Consider the following 15,157-nt stretch of genomic DNA (forward strand, 5'->3'; position numbering starts at 1 on the left):
AGCGGCGCAGACCTTACAACAACCAGTCCTTCTTCATCCGGCGTATGTGAAGGAATAACCTCTTCCGATGCGCTGAATGCGAACAAACCCCAGCTCACCCAAGTGCATGCCGGCCGCCATCAACTGATCTGCACTGACCATATCCAAAAGCGCAGAACGGGCCGCCGCAGCCCGCTGCGGATCCTGGTCGAATGCGATGGATACGTGGGGCCGGGCAATTTGGATGTGGGGAAAATGCACGATGTCACCCCAGATCAACGCACTGCGGCCCTCCGATTCCACCCGATAGCCGGTGTGCCCTGGCGTATGGCCTGAAAGCGGAACCATACTGATACCGGGCAGTACATCGCCCTCGGCCAACAAGCGCAAGTTGCGGCGATATCCGGCGAACACCTGCCGTGCGAGCAGGAAGTTGCCCCGGGCACGATCATTGCTGCGGGCAAGGTTGCCGTCGTCCTCCCAGAAGGACAGCTCGCGTGGGTGTATGAGCAGCTCCGCATTGGGGAAGACGGGGTGACCTTGAGCATCGAGTAGACCGCCAACATGATCAGGATGCGCATGCGTGAGCAAGATCGTATCCACATCCGTGGGCTGCACACTGGCTCGCAATAGATTGCCCCTCAACTCCCCTCCCCAGCCCTTGATCCCCCCGGCACCGGCGTCGATGAGGATCGTGCGGCCCTTCCCCCGCACCAGGTAGGTGTTGACGTGGATCGAGGACGGGTCGCTGACCCCGGCCTTCAGCTGTAGCTGCTCGGCCTCGGCCGGATCGATGTGGGAGAGCAGATCCAGACTGGCGGTCAGATGGCCATCGCTGATCGCTTGGATCAGGAAGTCACCGATCTGGAGGGTGGGCAGAGCCCGTTCAATGATGGATGCGTTCATGGCCGCTCGTCAGTTTCGCGCGTGAAGGGAATCATTGGCGTAGCCAAAGCAACGGATGCGCGCCGTCAGCCCTGCATGGTCTTGGATGGCCAGATCGAGCTGCCGCATGAATTCGTCCATGAGCTCGGGCGTCCTCTCCGGACCCAGTCGGTAGGCCATTTCCGCAGACGCCGGATGGCCCCGCCCCTGACGCGCAACCAGGTAAAGGATGTGGACATTGTCCAACGCAGCACCAAGCACGTCCGCGAACAGCACCGCGCATCGCTCAGTGAGCGCGTCCAGACTGTCCTTCGCCGGCATCCGCTCCTCGGTGAAGTAGATCGAGAGCCTAGGCATTTGGGTGCGGCTCCGCCCCTGACCGGCCTGCCTCGGACAAGCACTTGAGTTGTGCTGTCATGGGCGTATAAGCGTGCACACCGCCAGGAAGGGACTCCACGACCGGGACTTGCCCGGCCGGGACGCTCGAAAGCCAGAGCGCTGCTGGCGCGTGATCGAGCGCAACCGCATGCAAGGCCTCGAATGCAGTCCCCATCTCAATGAGCGGCTCAGGGCCGACGCGACTCACCAGTAGGTAATCGCCCTGTTCGACGGCGGGGGCCCGATCCAAGCCACTGTATAGGTTGCGATGCCAGTCGGTGATGTGCTGCTGCCAGCGTGCGAAGTTGCCCCCTCCCTTCCGGGCATACTCGTCCCCCTGCAGGACCTCCATGCCGTCTATCGAGTGAAGGGCAAGGTAGGTCGGGCACGCTGCACCACATGCCCTGAAGCGCTGCGAGGTGTGGAATCCCCGCACGGAAATGAGCGCAGGCAGTTTGTGCAGGCTGTAGAAATCGTTCCATTGCTCCTCGCTGGCGGAGTCGGAATAGCTGCATTCGACGGTGTAGATCATGGGAACACTCCTGGGCCGGCTTGTGCGCGTTGCCCTTGTTGATGTCCCGTCATGCTAGCCCTACATTAGCCCACATCAAATCGACGTTTCGGTATGCTTCAGTGACAAAAGATCACGCTGAATCCCCATGCGCAGGAAGATTCCCAGCAGCACCTCCCTGACCGCCTTCGAGGCCGCCGCCCGCCACGGCAGCTTTGCGCGGGCAGCGGAAGAGCTTTCCCTCACCGAGGGGGCCATCAGCCGCCAGATCGGCAGGCTGGAATCCTTCCTGGGGGTCCCCCTATTTGAGCGGGTCGGCAATCGCGTCCGCCTGCTGCCCAATGGCGAGCGATACGCCGCCCAAGTCCGCGAGTCGCTGGACCGCTTGGACCGGGACAGCCAATACCTGATGGGCCAACCGAAGGACGCTGCAAGCCTGGACATTGCCGTAACGCCCACCTTCGCGTTGCGATGGCTTATCCCTCGCCTGCCCGCGTTTAGCCGCGCGCATCCGAACATCACCGTGCACCTTTGCGAGCGCACTGACCCGTTCGCGCTTGCCGGCAGTGGATTCGACGCAGCCGTGCACTTCGAGCACCCAGCCTGGGCGGGTATGCGCACTTACCCGCTGCTGCAGGAAGTGCTGGTGCCGGTGTGCCATCCCGCGCTCATCAAAGGCGCAGAGGCTCGCGTCTTACTGGACCAACTGCCGCGGCTACACCGACGACAGAGCCCCGATGCTTGGCGGCGCTACGCGAAGGCCTCAGGGATACCCCTCACCAACCCAGCGGTGGGTGCACGCTACGACCTTCATGCGATGTTGATTGAAGCAGCGCTTGCAGGCCTCGGGGTCGCCCTGGTGCCTCGCCTCTATGTGGAGGCAGAGCTCGTGCAAGGGCAGCTGGTGGCGCCATGGCCGCAAGGCGAGGCGGTGTCCAAGACGTTCTGTTTAGTGCTGCCAGAGCCAATCGGGTTAACTACGGGCCCACTACTAGCATTTTCGCACTGGTTGCTGGAGGAGGCCCGCACGGCTCGGACGGAAAGCGGACTTGACGGACAAGCAACCAGGGCGCTCGCAGGACATTCGTGAATATCGCTACCAATCAGCTATAGGCCAGTAGCGGTCCTGGTTGGGAATACTCCGCAACGGGGTTGAAGATCCCAGCCAGTGCCTTGGAACACCTGGTCCAAAGCGCTGCCCGCGGATCGTTAAGCGCGCCCGACCACTGGCCGGGCGCGCGTAAGCGAAACGAACGCACACTGACTGGTTGAGCGGCAGGCTCAACTACCCTTCTTATGCTTGTGAGGCTTAAGGGCGTCTGTGTTTCCCGGCGTAGCTTTGTTATCCCTTCTACGCTGATCGGGCTTGCCAGTTGACTTGGCGATAGGCTTGGGGCCAGGCTTGATTGCCATCACTTGCGCTCCTCAGATCACTGACGGTTAAAACGCGGATTAAGCGGCGTAAACTACTGAGCGTTTGGCGTGTCCTGTACGGCCGGCTTCATCCGAACGCACTTGTGAGGATACAGCTTTCCACATTGGCAGCCTGCCTCTCATCGCCTCAATTCCAGGGCACATTCGCGACGTCACCTACAATAAAGAAGTCGGGACCGGCCAACTTCCACTGGCTGATCGGCGTCACACGGTCATGCAATCCGAACGACCACCTTCCCGAATGGCCCTTCCTGAAGCCGCTCGAACGCAGCAGGCGCTTCAGAGAAGGAAAACACCCGATCGATCACCGGCTTGATGCTGAACGAAATGACTGACAATACGGATGCTCGCCACTAACGAAGCACACGCTTCTGTCGCTCGTGGCACAGCGATCCAATTCGAAGCAGCTCCGGCAGATCAAAGAAGGCCCTCAGGTTGGGGGCTTTCTCGTTGGTGTCGCTCAGAGCGCAGGGGTCAAGTAGCGCCCTTCCACTACCAAGGTGGCTTCAGAGCGCCCGACGATGCTGCCCTTTGCACTAAAGCCGGCTTCCGTGGCATCGCCCCGGAACTCGAGTTCGAACTGGTCGAGCCCGCCAAACACGGATTCGGAGCCCGGATCCCAGCGCTTGATGGTCAGCTCGGCCGTAAACCCAGCGCCGTCGCCCTGCTTGGATCCTGAATACGTGTATCCGGAATCACCGCCGTTGACGCTGCCACCTTTAAATACAGCGATGCCTTCGCCCACTCCCTGCATGTTCGACGAGAAACGAACATGGTAAATGCCGTCTTTCATTGCCGCGCCTCCACTGGGTAGGAAAAGCAATCAGATCACTGCTCAGTCTCACAAGCCGCGACTGCCACCAGCCATACTGAAAGGCACATCGAGCAGTCCAATGACCCGAAATCCCCGCTTTGGATAGAATCGAGTTCACGAGTCTTCGCCCAGCACGTAGAGGAGCATGACCTTGCCCACCGTCTTCTTTTCCTATTGCCATACAGATGAAGACCTCCGCGACCAGCTAGAAAAGCAGCTATCAATGCTCAGGCGCCAAGGGATCATTGAGACCTGGCATGACCGCCGCATCAATGCCGGCCAGGAAATCGATAAGACGATCGATGAGCACATCAATAGCGATGAAATCATCCTTCTTCTTGTAAGTCCGGACTTCATTGCGTCGGACTACTGTTATGACAAGGAGATGACCCGGGCCCTGGAACGGCATGAACTCGGTGAGGCAACCGTCATCCCCGTCATCCTCAGAGCCTGCGACTGGCACCACGCACCTTTTGGGAAGCTAATGGCGACCCCGAAGGATGGCAAACCCGTGAAAAAATGGGCGGATATCGACGAAGCATTTTTGGATGTGGCCCAAGCCGTTCGAGCTGCCGCCAGACAGCGCGCGGCCAAACAGATCAAGCCAGTTGCGTTCAACAAACCCTTGGCACAGGCCTCTCCAGTCACAGCCGGCACCGCTAGCACTGAAAGCAGCGCTCAAGGCAAGCATGGCCCGAGGTCGAGCAATTTGCGTCTCGCCAAGGCCTTCACTCAGCGGGACAAAGATAAGTTCAAGGCAGAGACCTTCGAATACATCGCGAAGCACTTCGAGAACTCGCTCGACGAACTCCAAGAACGCAACCCGGCCTACGAAGGCTCGTTCCGTCGAATCGACGCCAACCGCTTCTTCTCCACGATTTACCACGAGGGGAACGACGTAGCTCGGGCAACGATCTACCTGGGGGGAATGCTCGGGGGCATCAACTACATTCAAGGGGAGACGCTTGATAGCAACTCTTACAACGAATCACTATCGGTTGACTGCGATGATCAATCCCTGTTCCTCACCAGCATGGGCATGTCCGCGTATGGGTCGAGTCGGGGTCAAAAGCTGACGCAAGAGGGTGCGGCCGAGCTGCTCTGGGAACAGCTCATTGGCCCCCTTCAAAGCCGTAGCAACCATCCACACAGGCGCTGAGATGATATCGACCAGCGAGTTCACGGTAGCCAGTGCGAGTTCCTGCGCCGCTCTTTCGGTCATCCTCCCGAGGCACAGCTCAGAAGAGGCCCTGCTCATCGGCACTTCCAAGTTGGGCAACACAGCTGTCCTGATCCTGACTGGTAGCCACCAGTTCACTTGGTTCGAGGCAGACGGTGCGAACGGCTGGATTGGACTGGTATTTCCTGCAGTTCGCATCGAAATCGATGAGACGAGCGTGTTCAGCGCAGACTATTCCCGCGCTTTGCCTGGCAACCCAGTCAGAGAGGGAACATCCCTCTACGCGAGGGCGAAAGCTCAAGGGTTCGGTGGCTTCGATGCCATTGTCCTTGAGAGCGACCTACCTCCGACGGGAGACCTTTCCGCCGGATTCGCAAAGTGGCAGGTCGTTCTCGGCAGCGGATACGAAAAGCGGGTTCTTTGGCAGATCGGACAGAGCCCTGATGCGCAGCCTGGATCCTCTCGGTAAACGAACTCCATAAATCCCGGGTTGAGCGATAAGGCGGCACTACAGCTCCGCCAAATCGGTGATGGTCGCTTGCCCCTTACGAAGATCGGCGACTACCAGGCGCCCCCCAGCAACGGTCCGACCCACGCTCTCGTTGAGGTAGGCCATTTGCAGCCGGCCGGCTTCAAGTACGGCCCCGAGCTCGAAGCTATCTTGCCGCCCGCGCAGTGGCTCCCCAGGTGACGCAACGCCGCCTTCCAATGGCTGCACCCGTGCCGGACCATCACCCACATCCTTGGCATAGGCCGTTGCCATCATCCGGCTGTTCTTCGGCGACCAGCCGCCCAAAACAAGCTCACTATGCAAGATGTCCCGAGCAATGCCCGCTTCCGCTGCCCCCCGAACATAGTCCGGCCAAAGATGGTCCATGACCAATCCCAGCTCGGCCATGAGCTGCTCCATGGTGAAGTCGGCACGGAAGCTGGCTTGAAGGCAGAGTTCGTAGATCTTCAAGAAAAACTGGGCGGAGCCGCGACTGGCCAGCACCAGGTTGTGCTGCGGGATCAGCAGCAGCTTGGCGCCCACTGATGACTTATGCGTCAGCGCGTCCTCGGCCCACGTATCGACCGCAACAAGGAGTTGGTCGGGGCGCAGCAACACATTGAGAATGCTCATAGGATCGCCACTGATCAAAAGACGGAGACTATCGCCCAGCTAACTTAGCTGTCCACCCGGATCCGCCTCCGTCCTCTTACTAGGTAGTATCAGCGCGGTTGGCGACCAACTTAAACCCGTGGAAGAGCACGTTGAGAAAGCACTCATCTGGGGGAACCAAAGTGAAAAGGCCAAAGGCGGACATAGGCCTATGGCAAGCTCTTTCTCATGCACAAAACGCTAGCCAAGACGATCGCCTTCTCCGGGCCACCGCGGTCCACGCCCCCAGTCGCCTCCCCGAAAACGATCTAAAGTTCCGCCTGGCCTGTGCCGATAGCGGGAGGAGCTAAAGCCTTCCAATCGCAGAACAAACAGGACGTTAGGATGAATTGGGATAGTATTTACTCTGGAGCACCAGAGTGGTTTTCGGTGCTTGGGTTAGTCGCGGCAGCGCTACATATTTGCTGGCGAGCCGGTTCGCTGCACCCATTGAACAATCGTTTGCTGAGGTTGTTCATTAGCCGGGACGACATCCAGGACCCTTTCGTTAAGAAAAATCTCTCGGACTACTCTGCTCTTGCGGTTTTTCGGCTCACTTACGGAATTCCTGCCCGAACGCTGGTGGATGCTAAGAAGATCATCGGGAAGGCACAAGCGCGTAACGTGCCGCTTGACCTAGTTGGCTTGGCAGGCAGTGCGTTCGATCTTGATAACTTTACGGTCATCGAAAAGAAACGCCCGCGCGGCGTCAGTGTTGCACTTTGCGGTCTCATGCTCTTTGCGTGCTTCTGGGTCACGTTGATCCTGGCCCTAGGTGCAACCGAGCAGAGGTTACTCATCTCACTCAATACCACCGGAACTTGGCTTTGGCTCGGGAAGGACCAAGCGCAGATTGCCAAGCCTACCCTCTCAGGAAAGCGCCCGATCTTCTCCGTGGCGTCCTGCACGGATCCCTCAAGAGCAAAGTACGAAGACCAAGGCGCGGATGGATTTCGTCCAGCCGACCCAAATATCCTCTGCGGCATCTGGGCAGACCCGAGGACGTCCGCGGAACTCATGACATCGGTTCGCGAGCAGCGGCTTACCTTCCTGTTTGCCTCAGCGTTTCTGGCGTGGACCTGCCTCATGCTTTTCGACGGACTAAGGCGCTCTTTTGCCATCCGCGCTCTTGCTCGTTCATTGCCGCAGTCTTCGGCGCAGATCGACACGCCCTCCGGGAAAGGCCGCTATAAGCTCGTCATGCTGCTGAAGCTCGGAGCTTGGCTCGATTGGCGAGTTGGAATCAGAACGCCCCCCCGTAAGCCGCCCGCCACAGGTGCTCGTCGCGGGCGCTGATTCAAGGCAGCCCAAGTGGCTGTGGGGTGCTCGTCGCGCTCCCGAAATGGGAGCGTGTGGCCTCACTTCAGCGCGCCTGGAAAGCACTGCCAGCGATCGGGGAGTCAGGCAGATGTAGGAAGCGTTAGCCTCTGAGCCTCGCCGCAAGAGCACTGGCAGCCCCTGCGTGCGCGTCTACTGAGACGCGTTCAAATTCTCCGCTGTGGCAACCTATGCCTTACCGCCTGAGGCTTGGTGCACAGATCCAACTCTTCCCGGACAGCATCAGACCGCCGAAGTGCCCGATATGCGTCCATGCAGCTGCGATCAGTCTCCGTGATCCGCCGATCAAACAACCTGGCGTCGCCGCCATCGAACAGATGAACTGCCATAGGCCACCTCTTCTTCGCTACCGCAACCTGAAAGATTGCAAGAAGAACTTTGTTGGGCGGGCGATGCGCCGACATGATCTCATCTACGATTTCCATCGCGCCGGCGCTTCCTGCGGCATAGAGAGACTTCACCAACGCGGGTGGCTGGGCGAATCGAGATGCCTCCAAGAACAACTGGCGGATGGTCGCAGCCTGACCGTCTTTGATCGCTGCCGCCAACGCCCCGTCCAGGGCATCGGCAGCATCGGGAAGAGCACATTGAATGATCAACGAAGCTATATCAGCATGACCCAAGCCAGCCGCTACTCTCAACGCGTGCTGCGCGCCCCGTCCGTCCGACAGGGATCCCAGCACCAGCCTCACAGCACAACAGTCGCCCCTCACCACTGCAATCAACAGACGGCGGCGTTGTTCCTCGTCTTGGCCTTGCTCAAGATCAGACGGAGTCGCCGATCTGTCGGAATTCGAAGCTTGATCCATTCATCCACGTTAACTTAACGTCCTTAACTGTCAACGTGTGCTGCAGCGCCCTCCTGAAAGCTGCGACCTGCCGGAAAAAGAGAGCCGCAACGCGAGGACATGCACGGCAAAGGCTTTCAACTCAACCCTTGGGACCGATGCGGGTAAGAGCCCTCTCCGTCATTCGTAGTCTTCCACGTTCGCGATATCCAACTCGTAGTTGCTTGCGATGAGCATGCCTTCTTCGCTCAAGCTCTCGATCGTGGGCTCATTAACCCACTCCTCGATGGCAAATGACGCATCCGACAGGACCGCCTCCTTGGCCATCCTCAAGGCGTCTTCCGGGCTGTCAGCTTCGACTTCCAAATAGTGCGCGCACTGCGCCAGACCATTGAACTCGACTTCGTACTTCATGGGACTTCTCCTTACCGAGCACCCTGCTCGGCTTCGGAAACAAAGTTACAGTGAGTTGCTTGGACCATCGAGTACGAACCCGTACCGACTAGCTGACGATCGATTCAGGCGATATGACCGTTGCTTCATCGAGCTCCTGCCTATCCAAGAGCGCTACCATTTCTGCATGAGCTCGGTCGATATGGATTCGATAGGCTTGTCGCCATAGGCGCTTCTCGGCAAGGTCAGCCCACGGCAGAGTCAATGCTTGACCAACGCCAAGCGCCGCGATCTTCGCGCCGTGTGCAAAAGCCTCTTCAATCGCGTCTAGATCCAGGGTTGTGATGCCGGCATGCGAGATGATGCGATTGACCTTCTTATGTTTGTCGCGCATCACGATAAAGGGAGTTCCGTTGGGCGTTCTGCCAAGACGTCCTTCCAGTTCGCCTGCAATGGCATGCACAGACTTATTCACGCGGCCGAACCAAGTCAAAAGCTCGGCTTTGCTGATCATTTTCGGACGACCCACACTCTGCGCGAACGGGTTGGAATGTGCGCGCTTTAGAGCTTCAAATTGCCGCCGCGGGATGGTCAAGTAGAACTCAGCCATTGACTGCGTGAAGCGCGTGCTGCTTGGCGCCTGATCCAACAGCTGACGGACCGTTTGATGGTCTGACCGCGCCACGATGGCCGACCTTCTCCCGGGGTTGGCGATGATCTCTAAGGCAGAGCGAATGAACCCCTCTTCCAAGCTGTCTTGATTGCTAATCAGTGTCATTAGTTCGAGCCCTCCCCGGACCCAACACCACTCTGAATCCACGCAAATTATGCCTTAAAGGTCGCATCACAGTCTGCGCGCAGGATGGGGCTTTTGGGGCAGGCCTCCCGCCGCCGCGTCACACTCTCTTTCCCGACTCTTCTCGTTGAATCGCAGTTCTTTCTTCTGCGCCGCGGCACCAGCCCTTGCGATTGATCGATCGAGCCTCACCTCAACGTCCTCGTCTGAAATCAGTTCACGCACGTGGTCCAGACTGACCCGACGAACCAATAAATCGGCCACCTCATCGTGTGCACCGCGCAATGCAGCGTATAGGGCCGCTTCGGGATAAGCAGTTTTATGCGAAAATTCCATTACCGACTTCACCACCTCCGCATGACCGTTCTTGGCTGCAACGAATAAGGCCTCCTGGCCGAAGTCGCGTGGGGTAAAGCCGGTCCGGACAATAGCCCAAAGCAGAGTTCGGACCAACGGGGCGTGCCCCCTAGCAGCTGCAATGTTCAACCCTAAGGAGTAAGTGTCCTCTGGATCGGGAAGTCCGGCGCCGATGAGGAACTTGATAACGGCCTCATGATTATGCTCTGCCGCAGCTTCAAGTCCCCGCTGCGCGCATTGGATCTTGGACGAGAACGGTAGAAGGTGCCTGACCACTTCCAGATGACCTGCCCTGCAAGCAGCGATCAGTGCTCGACTGCCCCTGGCCTTAGCATTCGAGAACAAAACCAATTGTAAAACGACATCGGCATGTCCATGAAGCGAGGCCTCATATAGCGCTTGGGAGTCGCCCTCTAAAGGGCTGCAAGAGCGCATAAGCAGCCTGACGGTATCAACATGCCCATGTCTCGCTGCGAGGATAAGTGCATCTCCGCTTTCGACGTTGCAGAGCGGGCTGAGCATTTCCACACACGCCGTTTTGCCTGCTTTAGCCGCCTCATTCAATGGTTCGCTCTGCCAGGAGCCCGTCAGCAGCGGCAGCAGTTGCTCAATAATATCGTCACGATCCAATCTGATCGCCAAGACAATGGCATTTCGAGCCGCCTCGTCTACATCCTGTTGCTTCTCGCAGAGAGATACGATCGTGCCTAAATCGCCCTCATGGATCGCTCTCTTAAGTCCTCGAAAGAACTGTTCTCTGTTCTTGCTGCTCATCCTTCCAACGTATCGCCAATATTGACTTCGTCAATACTTACAGAGGAGGAGATCCTTTACTGAGATAGCTCAAGAACTCCTCCTGAGGGCGTCGTGGGCTGTCCCATTCATCCTCTCGAAAGTGGCCACAGCCCCAACACGATCGCCGTTCCCGTCGATACATCCCTTACGTCGACTTGTTGAGCCTTTCGTAATCGGCAAGAACCGGCTTGTGGCATGCAACCCAAACCTTTGATATTCGCCTCTTGACAAATTCTCGGACGCCGTTATTTCTGAGTGCCACCTTGATCTGGCACACCAGCTATGAGTATCGAAGAATTTTGGAACAGAGCTTTCTTGGCTGCACTGAGCAGACTTCCCCCTGAGCAGGCCAAAGTTGATGCCGACCAGGCAACAGCAGTTTGCATCGAACACTGGCAATCGAATATATACAACTTTTCCCCGGCAAACTTCCCGCGCGTACAGGACGTAGACATTGCAAATGTTCGATGGCCTGCAGACGGCGGCCAACGCGTTCCCGGAGCATTTGGACTTATTAGTAGCCCGGCAAAGAATGTTCCTAACGAAGATCAAAACTAACCATCAATCAGTACGGCTATCTGCAACCTAATCAGGGTCGTAACGGCTTGCAATGGATTGGGCCGCTTCGAGCGTTCCAGCTCTACCTAGCATCACCGGCGGCTGTGTGTTGCTGTAGACCACAAAATCACGATCCTCTTGGAAACCCTCCCAGCCTGGAGGACAAGGCGTTGAGGAACCCTTGGGCGGGACTATCACAGCTGGGGTTGGCTTTCTTTCGCCAGTTGGCGGGAACCTACCTTTGCCTATCGGAGACATGAGTTTTATCTCTTAATGAAGATCATTCCATTCAGAGCTGACTCTATCACACGTCAGCTCCGATACCTGCCGTGAATTTTCGCGCCATCACTCGCGTCTAGATCTTTCGAAAATCACATGGTCAATTAAAAGGGAGGAGTTTCAGGCCATAGCTCAGAGAAGCGATTCCCGGTGAGTGCTTGCCCATTCCGGTGAGCTTTTCTTTAGCCGTGAATGCGCGGCTGTAAGTGGCGTGATGCTCGTCATCGAGCTCATGTCCCACGATCTGAGCGCGCAGCTCGGATGCCACACCGAGTGATTGCAGCTCTTGGATGAAGGTCTTTCGCAAGGAATGAAAGCCGCGCTTCGCCTTTGGCCAATCCTTGCCAAACGTCGCCAGATGCCGGCTAAACGCTTTGGTGATCCAGTTTCCCTGGCCGTTCAGCGCATCGCCCTTTGCCTGGGGGAACAAACGCTTGTGCCCTGCCGCTTTGCGCGTTGCAACCCACTCCATGAAGCCCAGTGCCAGGAAATCTGGATGCAGAGGAACTGTCCGAAGGCTGACCTCCGTTTTGACTTTTTGGTTCTCGCCCTCGTCAGAAATTCGAATGCAAGGGAGCTTTCCTTCCAACACGATGTCGGCAATCAAGAGCTGACCCACTTCCGAGGCTCGGGCGCCTGTGTAGAGCCCAAGGAGCGAAGCCCATCGGGCGTTCTCTGAGAGCTTGTCGAAATTGCTCGGCGAGAAGATCGTTTGGATCTGATCACGGTCGTACGCCTTGAAGCCAAGCTTCCGCCGAGCGCGCTTCTCACGCAGCGAATAGCTCACATGGCCTTTCGCGGGATTGTCACCCGTCGGGTAGTAACCGGACGCGATGGCCCAGTCGAAGAAGCCCGCTTTCCCACCGACATAACTCTGCTTGTTCGTCAGCGTCGGCGTGGAGGCCCCACCGTCACGAAGATGTTGATACCAGCGCGCGAGGTCGGGCCTTGCGACGGTGTGGAGCTTTGACTTAGGCCCCAGGAATGCGACGAGCGACTCCACTGCGGCTTTCTTAATCGTGTAGGTTTTAGTCAGGGTCCGCGGCTTGATGCTCGCCAACCACGCGTCGCGCGCCTTTTCCAATGAGATCGTCTCGCTGACCTGAGGCCGGGTGCTTCGGACGGGCTGCGGCTCGGGGTCGAGCATGCCGATGGCCGCCACCTCTGCCGCGGTCGCGAAGCTCTGCGCTTGGCGGAACAGACGAACATCGTCTTCGCTGTCGATCTGCCAGCATTCCGTGATGGTGCCGTCCGCAGCCTGCGTTCGATGAAGCGTCAGATCGCGCCGATCTCCGCCGCTGCTTAGGCGGTCAACGAGGGCGTCCAAGTCTTTTTTACTAAGGCGGTCCACTCGCTGGTCCCTCAGCAGGTTGTAGGCGTGAGCATAGCCTGATGCCAAGACAATCGCGCGAAGCCTGGCAGATGCCATATTTGAGGTTCGAAGCGTTTGCTTGATGAGCTTACGGCCGATGACGACTTGCAAATCGCTGGGCACGCGCTGACGAAAGGCATAGGTGCCTGAGGCGGTGCGGATCAGGTTATGGGGGATGCGCATTCGGGAGATGTGTCCCGATCTGTGTCCCGCTGGCAGACCTGCATGCTCGAAATAAGTTAAATAAAATCAACAACTTAGATGAACATTGGCGGAGAGAGTGGGATTCGAACCCACGGAAGGAATGACCCTTCGCCGGTTTTCAAGACCGGTGCCTTAAACCGCTCGGCCATCTCTCCGGTGTGCGGTCCGGCGCTTGGCCGGGGCCGCATTCTCGCATGAGAGGCCCGGTTTACCCAAGACCCGGGCGGCTCACCCCGCATCCACCGCCAACGCCCCCAAGGCACTGGCCTTGATCTTCTCCTTGGCCCGCTCGCACGCCCCACCGCAATCCAGACGCGAGGCCTCCAGCTGCGGCGGCAGGTGTTCGGCCAGGAAGTCGATGAACACGCGCACGGCCGGCAGCAGGCCGCGGCGGGAGGCGAACACGGCGTGGCAGATGCCCTGCGGCAACGACCAGTCCGGCAGGACGACTTCCAGTTCCCCGTTGCGCACGGCGTCGGCACAGACGGTCTCCGGCAGCATGGTGATACCGAAGCCGTCCTTGACCATGCTCTGCAGCAGCGGGAAGTCGAAGCCGGCCACGCGCGGCTGCAGGTCCACGCGGCGGACCGCGCCCTCGGGGCCGTGCAGTTCCCAGCGCTGACGGGCTTCGTCTTCGCTGATGCTCAGGGTGACGTGATTGGTCAGCTCGTCCGGGTCTTTCGGGCGGCCGGCGCGGTCGAGGTATTTCGGGCTGGCGACCAGAAGTTCCTGCACCTGGCCGAAGCTGCGCATCACCAGGCTGCCATCGTCATCCAGGCGCGAGCGCACACGCAGGGCGACGTCGTAGCCTTCGTTGATGATGTCCACGCGCCGGTTGCTGATGTTCAGCTGCAGCCGCACCTTGGGGTACTGCGCCAAGAAGATCGGCAGCAGCTTGGGCAGCTGCATCTGCGCCAGCGAGACCGGCACGCTGGCGCGCACCAGGCCGCGCGGCTCGGCGCTGAGGCGATCCACCACCTCACGCGCGGCCTGGGCCTCGGCGAGCATGGTCTGCGCGTGGCGATGCACGCTGGTGCCGACGTCGGTCACCGCGAAGCGGCGCGTGGAGCGCTGCAGCAGGCGGACGCCCAGGTCGGTTTCCAGCTGGCTGATACGGCGGCTCAGGCGGGATTTGGGGATGCCGAGCGCGCGTTCTGCTGCGGCGAAGCCACCATGATCCACCACCATGGCGAAGTAGTAGAGGTCGTTGAGGTCTTGCATACCGAAGTTCCAGATATAGAACAATACGTGGTATTCAACCACCTTTATTCCAATCAAGCAACAACCTAACCTGTTCTTCGTCGGCGGCGCCTTGCCCCGCCCCTCCCCAGATAACAGGTGATTGCCATGAAGCTTCTTCACATCGACGCCAGTGTGCTTGGCGACAACTCGGTTTCCCGCCAGCTCTCCGCCGCCGTGGTCCAGCAGTGGCGCGACCAGGTGCCGGGCCTGGAAGTGAGCTACCGCGACCTCGACGCCCAGCCCGTGGCCCACCTGCGCAGCTCCTCCCTGGCCCAGTCCGACCCGGCCGAAGTGGCCGACGCCGAGCAGGTTCTGGAACAGTTCCTGGCCGCGGACGTGGTTGTCATCGGCTCCCCAATGTACAACTTCAGCGTCGCCTCCACCCTCAAGGCGTGGATCGACCGCCTGGCCGTGGCCGGGCGCACCTTCAAGTACACCGAGAATGGCCCGGTGGGCCTGGCCGGCGGCAAGCGCGTGATCGTGGCCAGCAGCCGCGGCGGCCTGCATACCGGCGCGCCGACCGACTTCCAGGATCCGTACCTGCGCCAGGTGTTCGCCTTCTTCGGCATCGACAACGTCGAGTTCGTGCGCGCCGAGGGCATTGCCTATTCGCCGCAGCACCGCACCGACGCGATTGCGCAGGCCCTGGCCGCGCTCCCGCAGCCGGAAGCACTCGCTGCGGCCTGAGCCGCCGCGACCCACACCGTTCCCTC

General features: G+C 59.1%; 17 protein-coding genes and 1 tRNA gene. 6 read left to right on the top strand and 12 right to left on the bottom strand.

All coding sequences use genetic code 11. The features are described 5' to 3' along the window. Positions 1 to 33: 33 nt before the first annotated feature. The 3 genes from K4043_RS03895 to K4043_RS03905 are packed head-to-tail and all read right to left on the bottom strand — an operon-like array spanning position 34 to position 1,774. On the bottom strand, positions 34 to 885 hold the full coding sequence (locus tag K4043_RS03895; RefSeq protein WP_265308268.1) for an MBL fold metallo-hydrolase: 852 nt from the start codon (positions 883 to 885) through the stop codon (positions 34 to 36). 9 nt (positions 886 to 894) lie between these two features. Next, positions 895 to 1,221, bottom strand: coding sequence for a hypothetical protein (locus tag K4043_RS03900; RefSeq protein ID WP_049429740.1), 327 nt, complete (start codon positions 1,219 to 1,221; stop codon positions 895 to 897). Further along, positions 1,214 to 1,774, bottom strand: a complete 561-nt coding sequence (locus tag K4043_RS03905) for a hypothetical protein (protein WP_049429741.1) — start codon at positions 1,772 to 1,774, stop codon at positions 1,214 to 1,216. The genes K4043_RS03900 and K4043_RS03905 overlap by 8 nt, the downstream gene beginning before the upstream one ends. Before the next feature lie 127 nt (positions 1,775 to 1,901). Between K4043_RS03905 and K4043_RS03910 the strand changes: the two genes are divergently transcribed. Continuing rightward, on the top strand, positions 1,902 to 2,843 hold the full coding sequence (locus K4043_RS03910; protein WP_049429742.1) for a LysR substrate-binding domain-containing protein: 942 nt from the start codon (positions 1,902 to 1,904) through the stop codon (positions 2,841 to 2,843). A gap of 804 nt (positions 2,844 to 3,647) precedes the next feature. Here the strand turns inward: K4043_RS03910 and K4043_RS03915 are convergent. Beyond that, positions 3,648 to 3,980 (bottom strand): GrlR family regulatory protein, encoded by a 333-nt coding sequence (locus tag K4043_RS03915; RefSeq protein ID WP_265308269.1) that lies wholly within the window; start codon positions 3,978 to 3,980, stop codon positions 3,648 to 3,650. 166 nt (positions 3,981 to 4,146) lie between these two features. On the opposite strand from K4043_RS03915, the gene K4043_RS03920 reads away from it, so the two are divergent. Both K4043_RS03920 and K4043_RS03925 read left to right on the top strand, forming a co-directional pair. Further along, positions 4,147 to 5,160 carry a toll/interleukin-1 receptor domain-containing protein gene (locus K4043_RS03920; RefSeq protein WP_265308270.1) on the top strand — a complete coding sequence of 338 codons (1,014 nt, stop codon included), beginning with the start codon at positions 4,147 to 4,149 and terminating at the stop codon, positions 5,158 to 5,160. Between the two features lies 1 nt (position 5,161). Then, positions 5,162 to 5,650 (top strand): hypothetical protein, encoded by a 489-nt coding sequence (locus K4043_RS03925; protein WP_265308271.1) that lies wholly within the window; start codon positions 5,162 to 5,164, stop codon positions 5,648 to 5,650. A gap of 39 nt (positions 5,651 to 5,689) precedes the next feature. On the opposite strand, the gene K4043_RS03930 is transcribed toward K4043_RS03925, so the two are convergent. Beyond that, positions 5,690 to 6,304 (bottom strand): hypothetical protein, encoded by a 615-nt coding sequence (locus K4043_RS03930; protein ID WP_265308272.1) that lies wholly within the window; start codon positions 6,302 to 6,304, stop codon positions 5,690 to 5,692. A gap of 363 nt (positions 6,305 to 6,667) precedes the next feature. On the opposite strand from K4043_RS03930, the gene K4043_RS03935 reads away from it, so the two are divergent. Continuing rightward, positions 6,668 to 7,618 carry a DUF6216 family protein gene (locus K4043_RS03935; RefSeq protein WP_265308273.1) on the top strand — a complete coding sequence of 317 codons (951 nt, stop codon included), beginning with the start codon at positions 6,668 to 6,670 and terminating at the stop codon, positions 7,616 to 7,618. A gap of 188 nt (positions 7,619 to 7,806) precedes the next feature. Here K4043_RS03935 and K4043_RS03940 read toward each other — a convergent pair whose 3' ends face one another. From K4043_RS03940 to K4043_RS03955, 4 genes are all read right to left on the bottom strand, one after another. After that, complete coding sequence (locus K4043_RS03940) at positions 7,807 to 8,469, bottom strand: hypothetical protein (protein WP_265308274.1); 663 nt, start codon at positions 8,467 to 8,469, stop codon at positions 7,807 to 7,809. A gap of 159 nt (positions 8,470 to 8,628) precedes the next feature. Further along, positions 8,629 to 8,862 carry a hypothetical protein gene (locus K4043_RS03945; RefSeq protein WP_265308275.1) on the bottom strand — a complete coding sequence of 78 codons (234 nt, stop codon included), beginning with the start codon at positions 8,860 to 8,862 and terminating at the stop codon, positions 8,629 to 8,631. An 88-nt stretch (positions 8,863 to 8,950) separates the two neighbouring features. Then, the gene (locus tag K4043_RS03950) at positions 8,951 to 9,619 is read right to left on the bottom strand and encodes a hypothetical protein (protein ID WP_265308276.1); all 669 of its coding nucleotides are present in this window, start codon (positions 9,617 to 9,619) and stop codon (positions 8,951 to 8,953) included. Positions 9,620 to 9,685: 66 nt separating this feature from the next. Continuing rightward, the gene (locus K4043_RS03955; RefSeq protein ID WP_265308277.1) at positions 9,686 to 10,768 is read right to left on the bottom strand and encodes an ankyrin repeat domain-containing protein; all 1,083 of its coding nucleotides are present in this window, start codon (positions 10,766 to 10,768) and stop codon (positions 9,686 to 9,688) included. 303 nt (positions 10,769 to 11,071) lie between these two features. Here K4043_RS03955 and K4043_RS03960 point away from each other — a divergent pair, with 303 nt between their 5' ends. Next, positions 11,072 to 11,347, top strand: a complete 276-nt coding sequence (locus K4043_RS03960) for a hypothetical protein (protein WP_265308278.1) — start codon at positions 11,072 to 11,074, stop codon at positions 11,345 to 11,347. A 379-nt stretch (positions 11,348 to 11,726) separates the two neighbouring features. On the opposite strand, the gene K4043_RS03965 is transcribed toward K4043_RS03960, so the two are convergent. From K4043_RS03965 to K4043_RS03975, 3 genes are all read right to left on the bottom strand, one after another. Further along, positions 11,727 to 13,181 carry a site-specific integrase gene (locus tag K4043_RS03965; protein WP_265308279.1) on the bottom strand — a complete coding sequence of 485 codons (1,455 nt, stop codon included), beginning with the start codon at positions 13,179 to 13,181 and terminating at the stop codon, positions 11,727 to 11,729. A gap of 86 nt (positions 13,182 to 13,267) precedes the next feature. Further along, positions 13,268 to 13,357 (bottom strand) — tRNA-Ser (locus K4043_RS03970). Positions 13,358 to 13,430: 73 nt separating this feature from the next. Beyond that, a complete protein-coding gene (locus K4043_RS03975; RefSeq protein ID WP_019184298.1) occupies positions 13,431 to 14,423 on the bottom strand; it encodes a LysR substrate-binding domain-containing protein in 993 nt (330 codons plus the stop codon). A gap of 126 nt (positions 14,424 to 14,549) precedes the next feature. Between K4043_RS03975 and K4043_RS03980 the strand changes: the two genes are divergently transcribed. After that, complete coding sequence (locus K4043_RS03980) at positions 14,550 to 15,131, top strand: NAD(P)H-dependent oxidoreductase (RefSeq protein WP_265308280.1); 582 nt, start codon at positions 14,550 to 14,552, stop codon at positions 15,129 to 15,131. Positions 15,132 to 15,157 lie beyond the last annotated feature (26 nt).

This window comes from Stenotrophomonas sp. SRS1, from assembly GCF_026130205.1.
Lineage (GTDB): Bacteria > Pseudomonadota > Gammaproteobacteria > Xanthomonadales > Xanthomonadaceae > Stenotrophomonas > Stenotrophomonas rhizophila_B.

Bases quoted from the DNA above. Each gene is read 5' to 3' on its own strand.
- K4043_RS03895 (WP_265308268.1), bottom strand. From the start codon at position 885: ATGAACGCATCCATCATTGAACGGGCTCTGCCCACCCTCCAGATCGGT.
- K4043_RS03900 (WP_049429740.1), bottom strand. From the start codon at position 1,221: ATGCCTAGGCTCTCGATCTACTTCACCGAGGAGCGGATGCCGGCGAAG.
- K4043_RS03905 (WP_049429741.1), bottom strand. From the start codon at position 1,774: ATGATCTACACCGTCGAATGCAGCTATTCCGACTCCGCCAGCGAGGAG.
- K4043_RS03910 (WP_049429742.1), top strand. From the start codon at position 1,902: ATGCGCAGGAAGATTCCCAGCAGCACCTCCCTGACCGCCTTCGAGGCC.
- K4043_RS03915 (WP_265308269.1), bottom strand. From the start codon at position 3,980: ATGAAAGACGGCATTTACCATGTTCGTTTCTCGTCGAACATGCAGGGA.
- K4043_RS03920 (WP_265308270.1), top strand. From the start codon at position 4,147: ATGACCTTGCCCACCGTCTTCTTTTCCTATTGCCATACAGATGAAGAC.
- K4043_RS03925 (WP_265308271.1), top strand. From the start codon at position 5,162: ATGATATCGACCAGCGAGTTCACGGTAGCCAGTGCGAGTTCCTGCGCC.
- K4043_RS03930 (WP_265308272.1), bottom strand. From the start codon at position 6,304: ATGAGCATTCTCAATGTGTTGCTGCGCCCCGACCAACTCCTTGTTGCG.
- K4043_RS03935 (WP_265308273.1), top strand. From the start codon at position 6,668: ATGAATTGGGATAGTATTTACTCTGGAGCACCAGAGTGGTTTTCGGTG.
- K4043_RS03940 (WP_265308274.1), bottom strand. From the start codon at position 8,469: ATGGATCAAGCTTCGAATTCCGACAGATCGGCGACTCCGTCTGATCTT.
- K4043_RS03945 (WP_265308275.1), bottom strand. From the start codon at position 8,862: ATGAAGTACGAAGTCGAGTTCAATGGTCTGGCGCAGTGCGCGCACTAT.
- K4043_RS03950 (WP_265308276.1), bottom strand. From the start codon at position 9,619: ATGACACTGATTAGCAATCAAGACAGCTTGGAAGAGGGGTTCATTCGC.
- K4043_RS03955 (WP_265308277.1), bottom strand. From the start codon at position 10,768: ATGAGCAGCAAGAACAGAGAACAGTTCTTTCGAGGACTTAAGAGAGCG.
- K4043_RS03960 (WP_265308278.1), top strand. From the start codon at position 11,072: ATGAGTATCGAAGAATTTTGGAACAGAGCTTTCTTGGCTGCACTGAGC.
- K4043_RS03965 (WP_265308279.1), bottom strand. From the start codon at position 13,181: ATGCGCATCCCCCATAACCTGATCCGCACCGCCTCAGGCACCTATGCC.
- K4043_RS03975 (WP_019184298.1), bottom strand. From the start codon at position 14,423: ATGCAAGACCTCAACGACCTCTACTACTTCGCCATGGTGGTGGATCAT.
- K4043_RS03980 (WP_265308280.1), top strand. From the start codon at position 14,550: ATGAAGCTTCTTCACATCGACGCCAGTGTGCTTGGCGACAACTCGGTT.